The sequence below is a fragment of the Kitasatospora sp. NPDC058492 genome (assembly GCF_042720685.1).
GTDB lineage: Bacteria > Actinomycetota > Actinomycetes > Streptomycetales > Streptomycetaceae > Kitasatospora.
Genome location: NZ_JBHXMU010000030.1, coordinates 1 through 17,250 on the forward strand (window position 1 = coordinate 1; position 17,250 = coordinate 17,250).

General features: G+C 73.3%; 11 protein-coding genes. All 11 read right to left on the reverse strand.

Annotated elements, in window-relative coordinates; all coding sequences use genetic code 11:
• Positions 1–79: 79 nt before the first annotated feature.
• The 11 genes from ACFWPI_RS20590 to cydD all read right to left on the reverse strand — a co-directional run bounded on the left by ACFWPI_RS20590 (position 80) and on the right by cydD (position 17,247).
• Positions 80–1,957: a substrate-binding domain-containing protein gene (locus ACFWPI_RS20590; protein WP_380380656.1), complete on the reverse strand. Its 1,878-nt coding sequence runs from the start codon at positions 1,955–1,957 to the stop codon at positions 80–82.
• A gap of 38 nt (positions 1,958–1,995) precedes the next feature.
• Positions 1,996–3,222: a phosphate ABC transporter permease PstA gene (gene pstA, locus ACFWPI_RS20595; RefSeq protein ID WP_380380658.1), complete on the reverse strand. Its 1,227-nt coding sequence runs from the start codon at positions 3,220–3,222 to the stop codon at positions 1,996–1,998.
• Between the two features lie 43 nt (positions 3,223–3,265).
• Complete coding sequence (gene pstC / locus ACFWPI_RS20600; protein ID WP_063348389.1) at positions 3,266–4,297, reverse strand: phosphate ABC transporter permease subunit PstC; 1,032 nt, start codon at positions 4,295–4,297, stop codon at positions 3,266–3,268.
• A 341-nt stretch (positions 4,298–4,638) separates the two neighbouring features.
• Complete coding sequence (locus ACFWPI_RS20605) at positions 4,639–7,320, reverse strand: hypothetical protein (RefSeq protein WP_380380661.1); 2,682 nt, start codon at positions 7,318–7,320, stop codon at positions 4,639–4,641.
• A gap of 244 nt (positions 7,321–7,564) precedes the next feature.
• Positions 7,565–8,155 (reverse strand): hypothetical protein, encoded by a 591-nt coding sequence (locus ACFWPI_RS20610; RefSeq protein WP_063348391.1) that lies wholly within the window; start codon positions 8,153–8,155, stop codon positions 7,565–7,567.
• A 45-nt stretch (positions 8,156–8,200) separates the two neighbouring features.
• Positions 8,201–9,238 carry a substrate-binding domain-containing protein gene (locus ACFWPI_RS20615; RefSeq protein ID WP_380380663.1) on the reverse strand — a complete coding sequence of 346 codons (1,038 nt, stop codon included), beginning with the start codon at positions 9,236–9,238 and terminating at the stop codon, positions 8,201–8,203.
• Between the two features lie 83 nt (positions 9,239–9,321).
• Positions 9,322–10,359: a PstS family phosphate ABC transporter substrate-binding protein gene (locus tag ACFWPI_RS20620; RefSeq protein ID WP_063348393.1), complete on the reverse strand. Its 1,038-nt coding sequence runs from the start codon at positions 10,357–10,359 to the stop codon at positions 9,322–9,324.
• 321 nt (positions 10,360–10,680) lie between these two features.
• On the reverse strand, positions 10,681–11,085 hold the full coding sequence (locus ACFWPI_RS20625; protein ID WP_063348394.1) for a hypothetical protein: 405 nt from the start codon (positions 11,083–11,085) through the stop codon (positions 10,681–10,683).
• Positions 11,075–11,509, reverse strand: coding sequence for a hypothetical protein (locus ACFWPI_RS20630; protein ID WP_380424958.1), 435 nt, complete (start codon positions 11,507–11,509; stop codon positions 11,075–11,077). Before ACFWPI_RS20630 ends, ACFWPI_RS20625 begins: the two co-directional genes overlap by 11 nt.
• Positions 11,510–11,781: 272 nt before the next feature.
• A complete protein-coding gene (locus ACFWPI_RS20635; protein ID WP_380371409.1) occupies positions 11,782–13,590 on the reverse strand; it encodes a GAF domain-containing protein in 1,809 nt (602 codons plus the stop codon).
• Between the two features lie 93 nt (positions 13,591–13,683).
• A complete protein-coding gene (gene cydD, locus ACFWPI_RS20640; RefSeq protein ID WP_380371406.1) occupies positions 13,684–17,247 on the reverse strand; it encodes a thiol reductant ABC exporter subunit CydD in 3,564 nt (1,187 codons plus the stop codon).
• Positions 17,248–17,250 lie beyond the last annotated feature (3 nt).

Here is a 17,250-nt window from a genome sequence, read left to right on the forward strand (position 1 = left end):
GCCGCGGGGGTCGCGGCGGGCGGGCCCGCGGGCGTGGCCGGCCGCGCGGGGGCGGCCGGCTTCTCCAGCACCGGGGCGGTCACGAGGCGCCGTCCGAGGACTTGCGCCGCCGCAGCAGCCGCCGGCCGAGCAGCGGCGGGACGAGCACCACGGCGAGCAGTTCGAGGGCGGTGAGCGTGCTCAGCGTCCAGTCCTCGGGCTTGCCGGCCACCTCGACCACGTTCGCCGCGACCTCGGTGCTGCCGCCGCGGCCGCGGGCGACGACCTGGCCGGTCTGCGGGTCGACGACGTCCTCGGTGCCCGGGTCGCCCGGCGCGGCACCGGCCGCGTTCGGGTCCGTGCCGGCCGCGCCGTCGGCCGCTGCGCCGCCGTCCCCGGTGCCGCCGGTGCCCGCGCCGCCACCGCCCGTACCGCCACCGGTACCGCCGGTGCCGCCGGACGTGCCTGCGGCCGTGCCGTTGCCGGTCCGGCCCGAACCGCCGGCGGCCGTGCCGCCCGTGCCGCCGGTACCGCCCGTGCCGCCCGTGCCGCCGGTCCCGCCGGCCGCGCCGCCGCCGGTGCCGCCCGAACTACCCGCGCCCGAACCGGTCTTGACCGGCTGGCCGCCCTGCACGGTGCAGTCCAGCGGAGCGCCCTGCTTGTCGCAGGGGCTGGGCTGCGGCGCGTTCTTGAGGACGGTCAGCTCACCGGCCGAGTTGAAGGTCGGGTTCGCGCAGTTGGAGAGGGTGTCCGGGTCGACGGGGCTGGCGTTGCCCGGGATGCTCTTGGTCTGCAGCAACCCGCCCTTGACCAGGTTGCGCGGGATCGGCGAGTAGCCGAGGCCGTCCGCCTCGCCCTGGCCCTCGCACAGGACGTAGGCGAGGAAGCGGCTGAGTGCGCCGCCCTTGTCGTTGTTGAAGCGGGGCGGCGGCTTGAGCTCCGCTCCGGCGCGCGGAACGATCACGTAGCTGTAGCTGGAGATCGGGTAGGCGCGGGGGTCGTCCATCGTGTAGACGCCGTCGAGGTTCTGCTGGAGGTAGTTCGGGTCGCTCGCCGGGGTGTTGTCGTCGACGCCGCGGATCTTCGCCGCGGTGAGCGCGACCGCCACGTTGGAGGCCGTCGGCAGGGAGTAGTAGCCGGCCTTGTTGAGCACCTTCACGACCGGCCAGTTGCTGCGCTTGGCGAAGGCGTACTCGTCGTAGCCGATGGTGCCCTGGCCGATCGAGGACTTGATGTAGCCCGCGACGATGTCGGAGCCGTTCTGCGCGGTCATCCGGCCGGACGGCGGGTAGAACTCGGTGTAGTCGCCGCAGGTGGTGCCGTTGACGGACTTGCAGTAGTCGTCCCACTGAGCCTGGTAGCTGTGCTCCATCCAACGGGTGAACTGCGCGGTGGCGCCGGAGCCGTCCGAACGGACCACCGGGGTGATCGGCATGCTCTGCAGCGGCTTGCCGTAGTCGGCGGTGATCTTCGGGTCGTTCCAGTTGGTGATCTTGTTGGTGAAGATGTCCACGATGGTCTGCGGGGAGAGTCGCAGGTCGCGGACCTGCTTGCCGCCGACCTGCAGGTTGTACATGAAGGTGGTGCCGCCCGCGGTGATCGGCACGTACGAGAAGCCGTAGACCGGGTTCTCCCGGCCGCCCTGGCCGCCGGTGCGGGCCGATTCGCTGAGGCCGGTGTCATCCCCGCTGCGGAACGGCACGTCCGAGGCGGTGAAGTCGGTCTGCCCGTTGCTCCAGGCCGTGCGGCCGGCGGCCGAGCCGACCGGATTGAAGTTGATCTGGATGCCCTGCGGCCCGACGTCCTGGCGCCACTGGTCGATCGCCGGACCGGACCAGCTGGAGCCCTGGGCGCTCAGCGCGACCGACGCCGCGAACGCCGCCCCCTGCCCGAGCAGCAGTGAGGCCGCGGCGAGCGACAGGGACAGCAGCACGGCCAGGGTGCGGGCCACGGGGCGGCTTGCGGCCTCCCACGACATGGGAACTCCTCTGGTACGGAGGGTGGTTGGGCTGGGCATCAGCGCTTCTCCGGCTGGATGGCGTACGGGCGGGCGACGGCGGCCGCGGCGGCCGCCTCGAGACGACGGGCGTCCCGGTTGATCCGGCGCTTCTGGCCCCGCGTCAACTGGCCGGGCCGACGGCCGCCGAGCACCCGGGCGGTCACGAACAGGACCAGCACCACGGCCATCAGGGTCAGCCCCGCGGCGAAGGCCCGCGCGACCATCTCGGGGTAGGGCTGCTTGACGTAGTTCCAGATGTAGAGCGGCAGCGACACCTGAGGCTCGGTGAACGGGTCGGCATTGAACTGCGCGGTGAAGCCCGAGGTCAGCAGCACCGGCGAGGTCTCGCCGACGCCGCGCGCCATGCCGAGCACCACCGCCGTCACCAGACCGGGCCGGGCGGTCGGCAGCACCACGTTCCACACCGTCCGCCACTGGCTGCCGCCGAGCGCGTACGAGGCCTCGCGCAGGGTGCCCGGCACCAGCCGGATGACCACCTCGGCGGCCCGGGTGACGATCGGCATCATCATCACGGTCAGCGCCAGCGAGGCCGCGAACCCGCTCTGCTCGAACCCGAGGGTGAGGATCACCACGCCGAGCACGAACAGGCCCGCGACGATCGACGGCAGCGCGGTCATCGCCTCGACCAGGGTCCGCACCGGACGGGCCATCCGGCCGCCGACCTCGGACATGAAGACCGCCGCGGCGATGCCCAGCGGCACCGCGAACAGCGTGGCCAGGCCCAGCTGTTCGAGCGAGCCGACGATCGCGTTGAGCGCACCGCCGGAGGTGATCGGGGAGAGCGCGGCCGTCCTCTCCATCGACTCGGTGAAGAAGTTCAGGTGCTGGGCCGCCTCGGAGCCTCGGACCACCAGATAGCCGATCTGGTCGACGATCAGCGCGAGCACCAGCAGTCCGGAGCTCCACGCGACCACCGACACCAGGCGCTCGCGCACCAGCAGCCTGCCCCACTGGAGCCGCCCGAGGGTGAAGTAGCCGGCCAGGAACAGCACGTACCAGCAGACCAGGAAGCCGAACGCGCCGCTGAACGGCAGGATCCGCTCGTAGCTCATCCAGTCCAGCGCCAGCGAGCCGACCAGCGAGCCGGCCACGGTGAGCACGTCCTCGCGGGTGACCCCGCCGAGCTTCACCCGCCGCTCCGGGCGCGGGGGTACGGGTGCGGGGGCGGGCGGCGCCTCGGCGGGCTCGGACGCGGCCACGGGTGGCAGGTCGAGCGTGGTCATCGGGTCGTCCCTTCAACGGGGTTGGTCATGTCGGCCGCCCTTCTCAGTCCGCGGTCGAGGCGCCGGAGCGCGACCGGTTGATCACGAAACCGGCCGCGACGTTGACCAGCAGGGTCAGTGCGAACAGCACCAGGCCGGCCGCCATCAGCGCGGAGAGCGACAGCGCGTCCGACTCGCCGAAGCGCAGCGCGATCAGCGCCGAGATCGAGTTGGCGCCGTTCTCGAGGATGTGTGTGATGGTCTTGAAGTTCGGCGAGATGATCAGCGCGACGGCGATCGTCTCCCCCATCGCCCGGCCGAAGCCCAGCATCACCGCGCCGATCACACCGCCCTTGCCGAACGGCAGCACCACCGCGCGCACCATCCCCCAGCGGGTCGAGCCGAGCGCGTACGCGCCCTCCCGCTCGCCCTGCGGGGCCTGGGAGAACACCTCCCGGCTGAGCGAGGTGACGATCGGGATGATCATCAGGGAGACCACGACGCCCGCGATGAAGGTGGACGAGGTGTAGGACGTCCCGATGTCGCCGGTGCGCACCTTCAGGAAGGGGATCGCGTCGCCGAGGTGGTTGGCCAGCCAGCGGACGAAGCCGATGATGCGCGGCTGGAGGAAGAACAGCCCCCACAGGCCGTAGATGATGCTGGGGATCGCCGCCATCAGGTCGATCAGCGAGACCAGCACCGAACGCAGCCGCACGGGCGCGTACTCGGCGATGAAGACCGCTGTGGTCAGCGCCACCGGGACGGCGATGGCCAGGGCGATCACGGCGATCAGCAGGCCGTTCGGCAGGACGGCGGCGATGCCGAAGTTGTGCGCGGCGGTCTGCCACTTCTGCTCGGTCAGGAACGACCAGCCCACCGCGCGCAGCGCGTCCGTGCCGCGCAGCAGCAGGAAGAACGCGATCAGCCCCATGATGGCGAAGACCGAGATCCCGGCGAGCCGCAGCACGCCGCGGAACACCCGGTCGCCGGGGGTGGCGGGGGCGGTGATGACGCGCGGGACGTCGGGGTCGGGCTGGCCGTCGGGGTGGCCTGGCGCCCCGGCGTACGGTGCCGCGGGCTCGGCGGCGGCTGTCATGGTCTGCTCTCCGTGCTCGGGTACGGGTGCCGGGGCGGTGCCCCGGCCTGGACGGCGGCCCGACGAAAGCGTCGAAGGCGGCTCGGTCGGCTGGTTCGTGGTCGTCGGTCGGTCGCCGGCGTTCCGGTCGGTCGCCGGTCGGTCGGTCGCCGGCGTTCCGGCCGCCGGTCGGTCCGGTCGCCGACGCGCGGGCGGCGCGGGTCGGGCTGCGGGCCTGGTCAGCGGGCCCGGGGCAGACGGCAACGGGACCGGGCGGACGAGTCGGCGGGGCCGGAACGGCGGCCCTGCCGACTCGTCCGAGGTGCGCCGGCGTCAACCGGCGCGGGCGTCAGCCCCGGGCGTCAGCGGCCCCAGCGGCGGCGACGCACCCGCGACCAGCCCTCGCGCAGCCCGGTCAGCGCCTTCTGCCCGGCCGGAGTGCCGCCCAGCAGCAGCGTCGCCGGTCCGCCGACCAGCAGCACCAGGCCGCCGATCAGCGCGATCGGGAGCAGCAGGCGGGCCATGCCGGAGCGGTCCGCCGCCGGCGTGCCGGCCGCGACGGGCGCCACGGTGATCGGCTTGCCGGACGCGGAGGGGGCAGCGGCGGCCTTCGCCCCGCCGGCCGTTGCGGCGGCCGGGACGGCGGCGGATCCGCCGGTGCCGGCCGTGCCGCCGGTCGTCCCGGTGGAACCGGTGGATCCGATGGAGCCGGTGCCGCCGGTGCCGCTGGTCCCGCCGGTCGTGCCGAAGGTGTTGCCGTCGGCCGAGGTGTCCCCGGTCCCGCCGGCCGCCGTGCCGCCGTCGCTCACGGGCGCGGGCGCGGTGCCGGGAGCGGCGCCGTCCGTGGAGCCCGATCCGCCCGCCGGGGTGCCCCCGGTGCCGCCGGTCGTCCCCGGGTCGGGGGTGACGGGGGGCGGGTTCGGCGGCGCGGCCTGGTTGCCGGGCAGCTTGCCGTCCTGCGTCTCCACGTGCGAGGCGGCGTCCGCCGCCTGCGCGCGCTGGGCGTTGTTCAGGGCGAGGAAGCCCTGCGCCAGCCGGCCGGGCTCGGTGCCGTACACCTGGCCGCTGGTCGTCACCGTCTTCAGGAACTTGGTGATCGCCGCCGCCTTGGCGTCGGGCACGCCCTTGGTCGGCACCATCGCGTACTGCACGCTGGTCAGCGGGTAGGCGAACTGGTCGTGGGCGTACGCCGTGTCGGCGACGCCGTACGGCAGTTGCTGGACACCCGTCGACGCGTCCACCGTCATGTCCGCCACCGCGGACTGGAAGCTGGACGTGCTGGGCGCAGCGAACCCGCCCGCCGGGTTGAGGAGTTGGGCCTCGGGGAGCGCGTAGGCCTTCGCCTGGCCGGCGTCCATGATCGAGAACAGCGTCCGGCTGCCCGGGTCCATCGGCGCGCACTGGTTGTGGCCGCCGTCGGGCTGGATGGTCGGATCGATGCAGGTCGGCTTGTTCTGCAGCAGCTTCCGCGCCACGTCACCGAGCCCCGTGGTGACCGGATTCCACTCGTACTCGCGCCAGTTGCTGCGCGGCTGCGTCGTCGCCCCGACCAGCCCGGAGGAGTCCTGCCGGGCGAAGGAGTCGGTCGGGTAGCCGGAGAAGGCCGGCCGCAGGTAGTACGTGTCCACCCGCATGCCCCACGGGTCCGGCTCGCCGTCCAGGAAGCGCGCGGCGTCCGGGTCGGAGGCGATCCACGAGGTCAGCTGGTACACCAGGTCCGTCGTGCCGCCGACCACGATGGGGCTGGACTGCGAGACCGCGCAGGACGTCGGCCACTTCAGCCCGCTCTCCGGCGGCAGCGGGTTCAGCTTCAGGAACTCCTGGTCCCGGAAGATGCAGGTCGGGTTGCCCTTCACGGAGGCGATCACGCCTCCGGCGGGCGAGTACGACTGGGTGAGGAGCTTGGCCAGCAGCCGGGCGTTGAGCTTCATGTCCCTGATCTGCCGACCGGTCGACGGGTCGTCGACCACGAAGGCCACCGACACGCCAGAGGCCGACAACGGCGCGTAGACGTAAGGGCGTTGCGGCGTCGACGTGTCCGGTCGGACCGTCAGGGCGACGTCCGTCGCTCCGCCGAGGAAGTCGGCCCGGGCCTGCGGCTCACCGCCGGCGGGAAGGTACTGGAAGGACAGCGGGTTGTCGCCCAGGCACAGGCCGGAACGCCACAGCTGCACGGCCCGGTTGGCCGCCTCCAGGCCCGCGGCACGGAACGCCGACGTCTGCGCCTCGCAGGCGGCCGGCGAGGGCGCGAAGGCCAGCGGCACCACGGCCCGGTTCTCCCAGGCGCACTGCTCGCCGCTCGACATGCCGTTGGCCGCGTCCTTGCCGAACACCTCGTCCGACGCGAGCTTGTATCCGGTGGTGAGATCGAGGGTGTGGTTCGTGCAGTCCACGGTCTGCTGCGGATTCGTCTGGCCGAGGCTGTCACCGCCGTAGTTGGCCTCCACCACCAGGGAACACGGGTGGGTGGCATCGCAGGCCAGGGTCGGGCTCTGCAGCCCCGTGTACAACTCGATGGTCGCGGCTCCCGAACCGTCCATACTGGTGGGGGAGATCACCATGTTGCTCGGGAAGTCCGGCGCAGGCACGTCGGTCTTCCGCTGCTGGAACCCGGCAGCCGGATCCAGCCCGTACATGGTGCTGCCGTAACAGTCGGTGACCTTTGGATCGGTGCCGCGGCACTCGTAGATCCGGACGGCGAAGAAGGAGTAGGCGTCGCCGGGCTTCACGATCGTCCTCGGCTGGCCGTTGCCGTCCGTGGTCGGGGTGAAGCCGCTCCAGGAGAGCTGGACCACCTGGTTGGTGAGGTCCTTCGACTGCGAGAGCGTGATGCTCCCCTGCTTGCCGTACGTCCCGGTGCTCGGATTCCAGAGCTTCGGCCCCTTCACCGTCACCGCGGACGACGCCGCCACCGCCTGTGGCACCGCCCCCAGGCCGATCGGCACCACCCCGAGGGCCACCACCACCGACCACACCATCGCGATCGCCGGCCATCGGCGACGCCACCACCCCGGATCCCTCCGGTCGGGTAGTCGGACTCTCATGGCGGGCACCTCCGTGCGAATCCGCGCCGCCCAGCACGCGGCGCAAGGGGGATCAGGCATGCGGACGACCGGACGGTTCCGGTACCTGACCATTGCGCCAGCCGGATATGGCCGGATCCGGTCGACAGGGTGTACGAGACCCCAACGCGGCACCCATGGAACGGAGTTGCGTCGTCCGAATGCGTACGGGCCCGCACCGGGGTGCGGGCCCGCAGATCACCCCGCGGTCATCGCGGGCCGGGGGTCAGCTGCCCGGGGTGAAGGACAGGGCGAGCGAGCCGACCGACTGGCCGCCGGTGAAGTACGTGGTGCCGAGGGCCTTGTCCAGGTACTGCGCGCCCTCCGCGTCCACCTGGAGGCTGGAAGCGGTGAGGCTCTGCGTGGTGCCGGTGCGGCCGACCTGGGTGTCGCCCAGCGGGTCCAGCAGCGCCACCGGGTTGGTGCCGCCGTCCGGGACGGCCGTGATCTTCCAGCTGCGGACGCCGAAGTCGAGCTGCTTGAAGACGACGCTCTTGCCGTTCGTGGCGTTGAAGAAGAGCAGGCTGCCGCCGAACTGCACGTCCCCGGAGAAGGACGGGATGTTGGCCGCACCGCCGGTCACCGGGAAGGTCGCGGTGATGGCGTTGTTGGCGGCGGCCGCGGTGGCCGGCGTCAGCGGGACGACGACGATGCCCTTGAGCACCGACTTGGCCAGGAACGCGCCGTCGACGGTGATCACGGCGCTGCCGGTGGGCGCGGTGGCGGTGGTGTCGGCCACGGCCACACCGCCGACACCGGTGACCGCCAGGACGACGGCGGCACCGGTGGTGGCGAGGCGGATGCCGGTTCTTGCCATGCTGAACTCCTTGGGAGAGGTGGGATGGTGCGGGTGGAGCAGTGGTCAGCTGTGCGTGATGCTCCCGCAGGCGTGGGGCGGCAGCGGAAGGAAGCCGAACCCGGTGATGTCCGCGAGGGCGGTCGGATTGGTGCAGATCCAACCGTCGGCGCCGAAGACGGAGCGCAGTGCGGCACCGTGGGCGGCGGCGGCGTTCCAGTCGGAGCGGCGGAGCACGTGGTAGAGGGAGAGGACGTAGCTACCGCCGACGAAGTTCTTGTTGATGGCCTTCTTCGCGGTGTCGACCGGCGCGTCGCCGTTGACGTTGCGGATGGTCAGCGGGCCCTGCACATCCGAACCGCTGCCCCGGTCGTAGTACATCTGCCCGACGTAGTGCCCCACGGAGTAGGGGACCAGCGCGTCGGGGTCGTTCAACTGGGCGTCGCTGCCCTCGTTCTCCTGCACACCCTCGGTCACACAGAGGCCGAAGGCCGAGACGCCGATCTTCCACAGGAAGTTCGTGCGGAGGGCTGAGCCGGGCTGCGGCAGGAACGGCTTGATGGTGGTGCTGGGCAGGCTGGGGTCGATCTGGTCCCAGGTGGTGACGTTGCAGGTGTAGATGTCCTTGAGGTTCTGCGTGGTCAGGTTGGCCGGCGCGTTACCACCGGATTTGGCCGCCCAGGACACCCCGTCCGATGCGAACGCCACGAATTCGAAGGTGTTCGGGTCGGTCAGTGCCGGACCACGTGAGGAGCGGGCGAAGTCCACCGCGGTACTGGTGTTGTTCTTCAAGGCCTGGATGCCGGCGTCGGCCCCGTTCGGGCGGGCGATCGACGTGGCGCCGGTCTTGGTGGTGATCGGCGAGGTGCCGGTCGCGTCCCAGCTGTACAGGCGCGGCGTGGTGGTGTCGGTGCTCGGGATGGTGGCGTTGTAGTCCGCGGAGAGCTGGTTCATCACCAGCTGCGTGACGCCGTCCCCCACCCCCACGATGTCCCGTGCGGCCGGCAGCGACGTCGGATCGGCGGCCCCCGTGCCGCCGGTCGCGGTGACGACCGCCGTCGCCAGAGCGGCGGCGGCGAGCAGCTTCTTCGTCGTTCCACGCATGGTCCCGGGCCCCTTCGACGGCTCCTCCGATGGCCGGCGGCCACGGGCGCTGCGCCCGTGGCCGCCGGATGGTGCGGGGTGGATCAGGAGTGGGTGACGCTGCCGCAGGCGCCGGCCGGCAGCGGCAGGAAGCCGAAGCTCTTCAGGTCGGCGGACGCGGTGGCGTTGGTGCAGACCCAGCCGCTGGTGCCGAAGATGGCGCGCAGCGCGGTGCCGTGGGTGTCGGTGGCGATCCAGTCGGAGTGACGGACCACGTTGTAGACGCTGCGGGCGTAGGAGGTGCCGGCGAAGGCGTTGGTGATCACCTTGTTGACGGTGTCGACCGGGGCGACGCCGTTCACGTTGCGGATGGTCAGCGGGCCCTGGACGTCGGCGCCGCTGCCCTTGCCGTAGTACACCTGGCCGACGTAGTGGGCGACGGAGTAGGGAACCAGCGCGTCGGGGTCGTTCAGCTGGGCGTCGCTGCCCTCGTTCTCCTGCACGCCCTCGGTGACGCAGAGGCCGAAGGCCGAGACGCCGATGGTGGAGAGGAAGAAGGAGCGGGTGCCGGAGCCGGACTGCGGCAGGAACGGCTTGATGGTGGTGCTGGGCAGGCTGGGGTCGATCTGGTCCCAGGTGGTGACGTTGCAGGTGTAGATGTCCTTGAGGTTCTGCGTGGTCAGGTTGGCCGGCGCGTTGCCGCCGTTCTGGGCCGCCCAGGACACCGCGTCCGTGGCGTACGCCACGAAGTCGAAGGTGTTCGGGTCGGTCGACGCCGGGCCGCGCGAGGAGCGGGCGAAGTCCACGGTGGCGCTGGTGTTGTTCTTCAGCGCGGTGATGCCGGCGCCGGAGCCGTTCGGGCGGGCGATGGAGGTGGCGCCGGTCTTGGTGGTGATCGGCGAGGTGCCGGTCGCGTCCCAGCTGTACAGGCGCGGGGTGGTGGTGTTGCTGCTCGGAATGGTGGCGTTGTAGTCCGCCGAGAACTGGTTCAGGACGGCCTGGGTGGTGTCGGAGCCGACGCCCACGATGTCCTTGGCGGCCGGGAGCGACGCCGGGTCGGCCAGGGCGGTGCCGCTGGCGACGGTGGCCAGGGAGGTCGCCAGGGCGGCAATGGTGAGCAGCTTGGCAGCGGTCTTACGCATGTTTCTCTTCCTCCGGTGGGAGAGACGTCCATCGCGTGGACCCGTGCTCTGGTTGGGAGCCCGGGGCCGGTGGCCGCGTCCGCTGCGGCCGCTCCGGCAGTGCAGATCCTGTCCGGCCCGGTGGTTCCGCCGGAAGGGAGGTCGAGGGCGGGTCGGGATTGTCGACTCATCGGTTCGACGAGGTTTAGCGACTGGTCAGCGCGGGCGCGGCGGAGGGGAAAGGGGGTGGTCAGAGGCCGATGACGTTCTTCTCCAGGTGGCGACTCGGGGTGTTGCCGGAAACCTGCGCTTCACCGGAACTGCACGTGGGCCCCGGCCGCCTCACAGCGGCCAGCGACCGTCCCGACCGCCCCGCCGCAACTCCTGCCCCACCCACTGGAGTCCGGACAGGAAGCCCTCGGCGCCGGCCTGGCACTGGTCGCGCCGCAGGTAGCCGCGGGCGCTGCGCGCCACCGGCGCGGGCTCGACCGCCGTCCGCCGGGTGCTGCGCACCGGCAGGTAGGCGGACCACACCCACTGCCGGCCCTCGGACTGGGCCACCGAACATCGCAGGGCCGCCCGCTCGATCAGCAACACCCGGACCGCCTCGGCGAGTTCCTCCTCGCTGCGGTAGGTGCGCACGCCCATGCCGAGCGGCCGCCCGTTGGCGGCGCGCAGCGCCCAGCCCAGGCAGCGTTCGGGTGCGGGGACGATCAGCAGACGGGGGCCGCGCCCCTCAGCGGCCATCGGGGCGTCTCAACGAGACGGTGTTCCGGGGAAGTTCACGGCCCGGCAGGTCACGAACCGGCCGCTCCCGAGCGGGCCGCTCACGAACGGACTGGTCGCGAACGGGCTGGTCGCGAACGGACTGGTCGCGAACGGGCCGGTCACGCGCGGGCAGCTCCCGGACGGGCAGGTCCCGCGCGGGCTGTTTGGCCAGCAGCACGACGAAGCGCCGGAAGGCGTTCTGGCAGGTCGCGTACCGCTCGTACGCGCGGCTGGAGCGCACCTCGGGCAGGCTGCGCGACCCGGGGACGACCCAGATCCAGCCGATGCCGTCCCGGACGTGGGTGATCCGCGCGGTGAGTTCGGCGGCCCCGACGCGTAATCCGTCGAAGCCGCGCTCGGCCTCGCCGGGCGTCTCGAACATGGCGGCGGTGATGGCCACCACCCGGCCGTTCGGCGCCTTCAGCTGCCAGCGGTACCGCCCGTCCGGGGCGCGCTCCGTCCTGAACCCGCCTCGACTTGCCCCTGCTGCGGTGTTCCCGCGGCCAGACGCGTCCACTGCTCCCCCGTCCGGTTACCCCTCCGAGACCGGTGCAAAGCTATGTGTGCACACGGACCCACGGAAAGCCCAGAACGTTCACAACTTGCGCTGTTGGTCGGGAAGTTCTCCCTCGTTTAACTTTCACCGGCCAACCGCCGAGGAGGATCGGGCCGGGTTCAGAGCCGGGCCGTCCAGCGGACCCTGGTGCCCTTCCCGTACGGCCCGGCCTCGTGCCAGGCGGCGCCGCCGAGCGCTTCGGCCCGCCGGGTCAGGTTGAGCAGGCCGCTGCGGCGCCCGCCCGCCGGGATGCCGACGCCGTCGTCGGTCACCGTCAGCAGCACGCCCGGGCGCCCGCCCCGGTCCAGCGACTCCGGGTCACCGCTCACCGGCCGGCCGGTGTCGTCCAGGTGGGCGGTCGCGTCGATCTCGACGCCGACCCGGGAGGCCCGCGCGTGCCGGGCCGTGTTGGAGAGCATCTCCCTGAGCGCGGCGAGCAGTTGGCGGCCGTTCTTCTCCTCGACCAGGCTCTCCACCGGCCCGACGAAGCTCACCGAGGGTTTGAAGCCGAGTGCGGCCGCGGCCTGGCTGGCCTCCCGCAGCACCCGGGTGCGCAGGGTGTCCGGCGCGTCGCCGTGGTTGTCGTGCTGGAGGGCGTAGATGGTGGTGCGGACCTCCTGGATGGTGGCGTCCAGCTCGTCCACCGCCTTGCCGATGCCGACCTTCACCTCGGGCACCACGGACCGCCGGGCCGCGCTCTCCAGCATCATCCCGGTGGCGAACAGCCGCTGGATCACCAGGTCGTGCAGGTCGCGGGCGATCCGGTCGCGGTCCTGGAAGACGGCCAGGCGCTGCTGGTCGCGCTGGCCCTCGGCGAGCCGCAGGGCCAGTGCGGCCTGCGAGGCGAAGGTCTCGGCGAGCTGCTTCTCGGTGTCGGTGAACGGCAGGGCGCCGCGCGGGCGCCAGACGCAGAGCCCGCCGAGCACCCGCCCGGCGGCGACCATCGGGACGGCCATGGACGGGCCGAAGGCGCGGGCGAGCCGGATCTCCACGGTCGGGTCGCTGGACATGTCGTCCAGGTAGACGCTCTCCCCGGCGAGCAGCCGGGCCGCGAAGCTCTTCCTGGGCAGCAGCTCGCCCCGGACGAACTCGGCGGCCTCGCCGGAGGCGTGGGCGACCCGCATCTGCCCGTCGCCGTCCTCCGCCGGTTCGGTCGGGAGCAGGATCATGCCGAGCGCGGCGTCCGCCAGCTCCCGGACCTGCTCGGCCGCGACGGTGAGCGCGGTCTCGGCCTGGTCGGTGGAGAGCAGCGCCGTGGTGACGGCGGAGGCGCCGGCGATCCAGCGTTCCCGGCGCCGCCCCTCCTCGTACAGCCGGGAGTTCTCGATGGCGACGCCGGCCGCCGCGGCGAGCGCGTGCACCACCTGTTCGTCCTCGGGGGTGAAGGCGCCGCCGCCCTTCTTCTCGGTGAGGTAGAGGTTGCCGAAGACCTCGTCGCGGACCCGGATCGGCTCGCCGAGGAAGGTCTTCATCTCCGGGTGGTGCGGCGGGAATCCGGAGGAGCGCGGGTCGGCACCGAGGTCGGCGAGCCGCAGCGGCTCGGGGCGGTCGATCAGCGCGCCGAGGATGCCGCGTCCGGCGGGCAGTTCGCCGATCTCGGCGGCGGTCTCGTCGTCGACGCCGACGTGGATGAAGTCGGCCAGGCCGGTGCCGCCGGGGGCGATCACGCCGAGGGCCGCGTACCGGGCGTCGACGAGTTCGGCGGCGCCGGTGGCGATCCGGTGCAGGGTGGCGTGCAGGTCGAGCCCGGCGCCGATCGAGACCACCGCCTCCAGCAGCCGCTGCATCCGGTCGGTGACCGCGGCGGCCGACTGCAGCCGCTCCGCGACCTCGGTGACCAGGGTGTCCAGCCCGAGCGAGGCGATCTCCGGCACCCGATGGGGTGTCGGCTCGGGCGCGGCGGCGGAGGGCTCTGGCGTGGGGTCCATGCAGAAAGCCTAGTTTGTACGCTTTTCATCCGAAGGACGGCGCTGCTCGGGAACCGCGCCCTGACCGGGCCTGGCAGGTGGCCCCGACCGGTCCTAACGGGTGGCCCCGACCGGCTCCACCAGCCCGTCCGCCTCCCGCTCCAGCAGCCCGTCCGCCTCCCGCTCCACCAGCCCGTCCGCCTCCTGCTCCCGCCGCCACATGGCGTGCAGCCGCCCGTCCCGGTCCGCGATCAGCTCCGACCAGCGGCCGCGCTCGGCGACCCGGCCGCCGTCCAGCACCAGCACCTCGTCGACGGTGGTGTCGTCCAGGCCGGCCAGCCGGTGCGTGATCAGCACGGTGGTGCGGCCCTCGGTGGCGGCCAGCAGGTCGGTGGTGAGCGCGTCGGCGGTGGGCAGGTCGAGGTGTTCGGCGGGCTCGTCCAGGACGAGCACCGGGAAGTCGGCGAGCAGGGCCCGGGCCAGTGCGAGGCGCTGCCGCTGGCCGCCGGAGAGCCGGGCGCCGTGCTCGCCGACCATGGTGTCCAGGCCGTCGGGCAGGGTCAGCGTCCAGTCCAGCAGCCGGGCGGCGGCGAGCGCGGCGCGCAGGTCGTCCTCGGTGGCGCCCGGCCGGGCCAGCCGCAGGTTCTCCCGCAGCGAGCTGTCGAAGACGTGGGCGTCCTGGGCACACAGTCCGATCACCCGGCGGACGTCCTCGCCCGCGAGCGCGCGGCTGTCCACTGCCTGTGGGCGGCCGTCGGCGAAGGTGACGGCGCCCGCGCTCGGCTCCAGGAACCGCAGCAGCGCCTGGGCCAGCGTGGTCTTGCCGGAGCCGGACGGGCCGACCACGGCGATCCGGCGGCCGGCCGCGAGGTCGAGGTCGACGCCGGTGAGCGCGTCCACGGCCTGCCCGGGGTGCCGGACGGTCAGTCCGCGCACGGCGACCGGCAGCGGCTGTTCGGGCAGCGTGGCGGGCGCGGCCGGCTCCGGGACGGCGGCCTCGGCCTCCAGCACCTCGTCCAGCCGGGCCCGCGCGGCCCGGCTGCGCTGGCGCGCCTGGACGGCCAGCGGCATCCCGGTGACGGCCTCGAACGCGGCCAGCGGGGTGAGCACGACCACGGCCAGGCAGACCGGCGCCAGCGCGCCGCCGTGCACCCCCTGGACGCCGACGGCCGCCGCGGCGGTCACGGTCAGCCCGGTGAGCAGCGCGATCAGCCCGGTGCCGAGCGCGGTGGTGGCCGCTGAGCGGGCGGCCAGCCGGGTGAGCGCGGCGTCGGCGCCGTGGACGGCGGCGAGCCGGCCGGGCAGCGCGCCGGCCACGGTGAGTTCGGCGGTGCCGGTGAAGGCGTCGACGACGGTGGTGGCGAGCCGCCCGCGCTCCGGGGCCTGCCGCCGTTCGGCACCGGCCGACCAGCGGGCGGCCAGGGCGGGCACCACCGCGCCCGCGAGCAGCAGCCCGATCCCGAGCACGACCCCGGCGGCGGGCAGGAAGGCGCCCATCGCCGCCGCCGCGGCCAGCGAGACCACGCCCGCCACGGCGGCCGGCAGCCGCCAGCGCAGGTGGTGGTCCTGGATCGCGTCGACGTCGGCGACCAGCCGGGAGAGCAGGTCGCCGCGCCGGAAGGCGGGCAGTCCGGCCGGGGCGAGCGCGGTGAGCCGCCGGTAGACGGCGGCCCGCAGGGTGCCGAGGGTGCGCAGCACGGCGTCGTGCGAGACCAGCCGTTCGGCGTAGCGGAAGACGCTGCGGCCGATGCCGAAGGCCCGTACGGAGGTGACGGCCATCATCAGGTAGAGCACCGGCGGCATCTCGGAGGCCCGGGAGATCAGGTAGCCGGAGGTGGCCATCAGCGCGACGGCGCAGCCGAGGGCGAGCGCGCCGAGCAGGACGGACAGCGCCAGCCTCGGGGTGGCGGCGTCGGCTTCGGGCTCGTCCTGCGCCGTGGCGGGGGCGGGCGTCGGCCGCCCGCTGTGCGCGGGCCGCCCGACCGCAGCGGAGGCCACCGCCGCAGCCGGGCCGGCGGCCGGGGCGGGCGCCCCCGCCAGCCGGACCCGCCGGTCGGCGACGGCCAGCAGCGCCGGCCGGTGGGCGACGATCAGCACGGTGCGCGCCGGGTCCTCGGCGAGCGTCCGGACGGCGTCCACGACGGCGGCCTCGGAGGCGCCGTCCAGGTTGGCGGTCGGCTCGTCGAGGAGGACCAGCGGCCGGTCGTCGGCGAGCAGGACGCGGGCGAGCGCGAGCCGCTGGCGCTGCCCGGCGGAGAGCCCGGCGCCGTCCTCGCCGAGCGGGGCGTCCAGCCTGGTCACGAAGTCGAGCGCGTGCGCGGCCCGCAGCGCCGTCCACAGCTGCTCGTCGGTGGCCTCCGGGCGGTAGAGCCGCAGGTTGTCGGCGACCGTCCCGGCGAACAGGTGCGGGTGCTGCGGCACCCAGGCGATCTGCCGCCGCCAGCTCGCCGGTTCCAGTGCGGCCAGGTCGTGGGTCCGCCCGTCGGCGGCGGTGATCCGGACGGTGCCGGCGTCCGGGGCGACGAGGCCGAGCAGGACGGCGAGCAGGGTGGACTTGCCGGCCCCGCTCGGGCCGGTGAGGGCGGTGGTGGTGCCCGGGCGCAGGGTCAGCGCGGCGCCGTCCAGGGCGGGCTCGGTCCGGCCGGGGTGGCGTACGACCAGGTCGGAGACGGCGACGACGGCCCCGGTGAGGGCGGGTGCGGGCACCGTGCCGGCGGCGGGCAGCGGGGTCTCCAGCACCTGGAAGATCTCGTCGGCGGCGGTCAGGCCCTCCACGCTGGAGTGGTAGAGCGCGCCGACCTGGCGGATCGGGAAGTACACCTCGGGGGCGAGGATCAGGATCAGCAGCCCGGTCTCCAGGTCGAGCGTGCCGTCCACCAGCCGGAAGCCGACGGTGACCGCGACCAGTGCGACCGACAGGGTGGAGAGCAGTTCCAGCGCGAAGGAGGAGATGAAGGCGATCCGCAGGGTGCGCAGGGTGGCGCGGCGGTAGTCGGCGGTGATCCGGGCGATGGTGGCGGCCTGGGCGCGGGCCCGGTTGAACACCTTGAGGGTGGGCAGTCCGGCCACCACGTCGAGGAAGTGGTGCGAGAGCCGGGCCAGGGTGCCCCACTGCCGGTCCATCCGGCTCTGGGTGGCCATCCCGATCAGCACCATGAACAGCGGGATCAGCGGGAGCGTCCCGGCGATGATCGCGGCCGAGGTGAAGTCGGCGCCGACGATCCGCAGCAGCACGATCACCGGGACGACGACGGCGAGCGCCAACTGCGGCAGGTAGCGGGCGAAGTAGTCGTCCAGCGCGTCGACGCCGCGGGTGGCGAGGGTGGTGAGTTCGCCGGTGCGCCGGCCCGCCAGGTAGGCCGGGCCGAGCGCGGTGGCGTGGTCGAGCAGCCGGCGCCGCAGGGTGGACTTCACCCGGGCGACGGACCGGTGCGCGGTGAGTTCGGTGAGCCAGCCGACCAGCCCGCGCCCGACGGCCGTCAGGGCGAGCAGCAGCAGCGGCGTGGTCAGTTCGCCGAGGGTCGCCTGGCGCTGGAAGGCGCGGACGACGATCTCGGCGATCAGACTCGCCTGGGCGACCACCAGGGCCGCGCCCGCCCCGCCGAGGAGCACGGATCCGGCGAGGAAGGCACGGGTGGTGCGGGCGTACCCGAGGAGTCGGGGGTCGACCGGCTTCACGGC

What these genes read in the sequence shown, in the direction of transcription:
- ACFWPI_RS20590 (WP_380380656.1), bottom strand. Translation starts at nt 1,957, where the DNA reads ATGTCGTGGGAGGCCGCAAGCCGCCCCGTGGCCCGCACCCTGGCCGTG.
- pstA (WP_380380658.1), bottom strand. Translation starts at nt 3,222, where the DNA reads ATGACCACGCTCGACCTGCCACCCGTGGCCGCGTCCGAGCCCGCCGAG.
- pstC (WP_063348389.1), bottom strand. Translation starts at nt 4,297, where the DNA reads ATGACAGCCGCCGCCGAGCCCGCGGCACCGTACGCCGGGGCGCCAGGC.
- ACFWPI_RS20605 (WP_380380661.1), bottom strand. Translation starts at nt 7,320, where the DNA reads ATGAGAGTCCGACTACCCGACCGGAGGGATCCGGGGTGGTGGCGTCGC.
- ACFWPI_RS20610 (WP_063348391.1), bottom strand. Translation starts at nt 8,155, where the DNA reads ATGGCAAGAACCGGCATCCGCCTCGCCACCACCGGTGCCGCCGTCGTC.
- ACFWPI_RS20615 (WP_380380663.1), bottom strand. Translation starts at nt 9,238, where the DNA reads ATGCGTGGAACGACGAAGAAGCTGCTCGCCGCCGCCGCTCTGGCGACG.
- ACFWPI_RS20620 (WP_063348393.1), bottom strand. Translation starts at nt 10,359, where the DNA reads ATGCGTAAGACCGCTGCCAAGCTGCTCACCATTGCCGCCCTGGCGACC.
- ACFWPI_RS20625 (WP_063348394.1), bottom strand. Translation starts at nt 11,085, where the DNA reads ATGGCCGCTGAGGGGCGCGGCCCCCGTCTGCTGATCGTCCCCGCACCC.
- ACFWPI_RS20635 (WP_380371409.1), bottom strand. Translation starts at nt 13,590, where the DNA reads ATGGACCCCACGCCAGAGCCCTCCGCCGCCGCGCCCGAGCCGACACCC.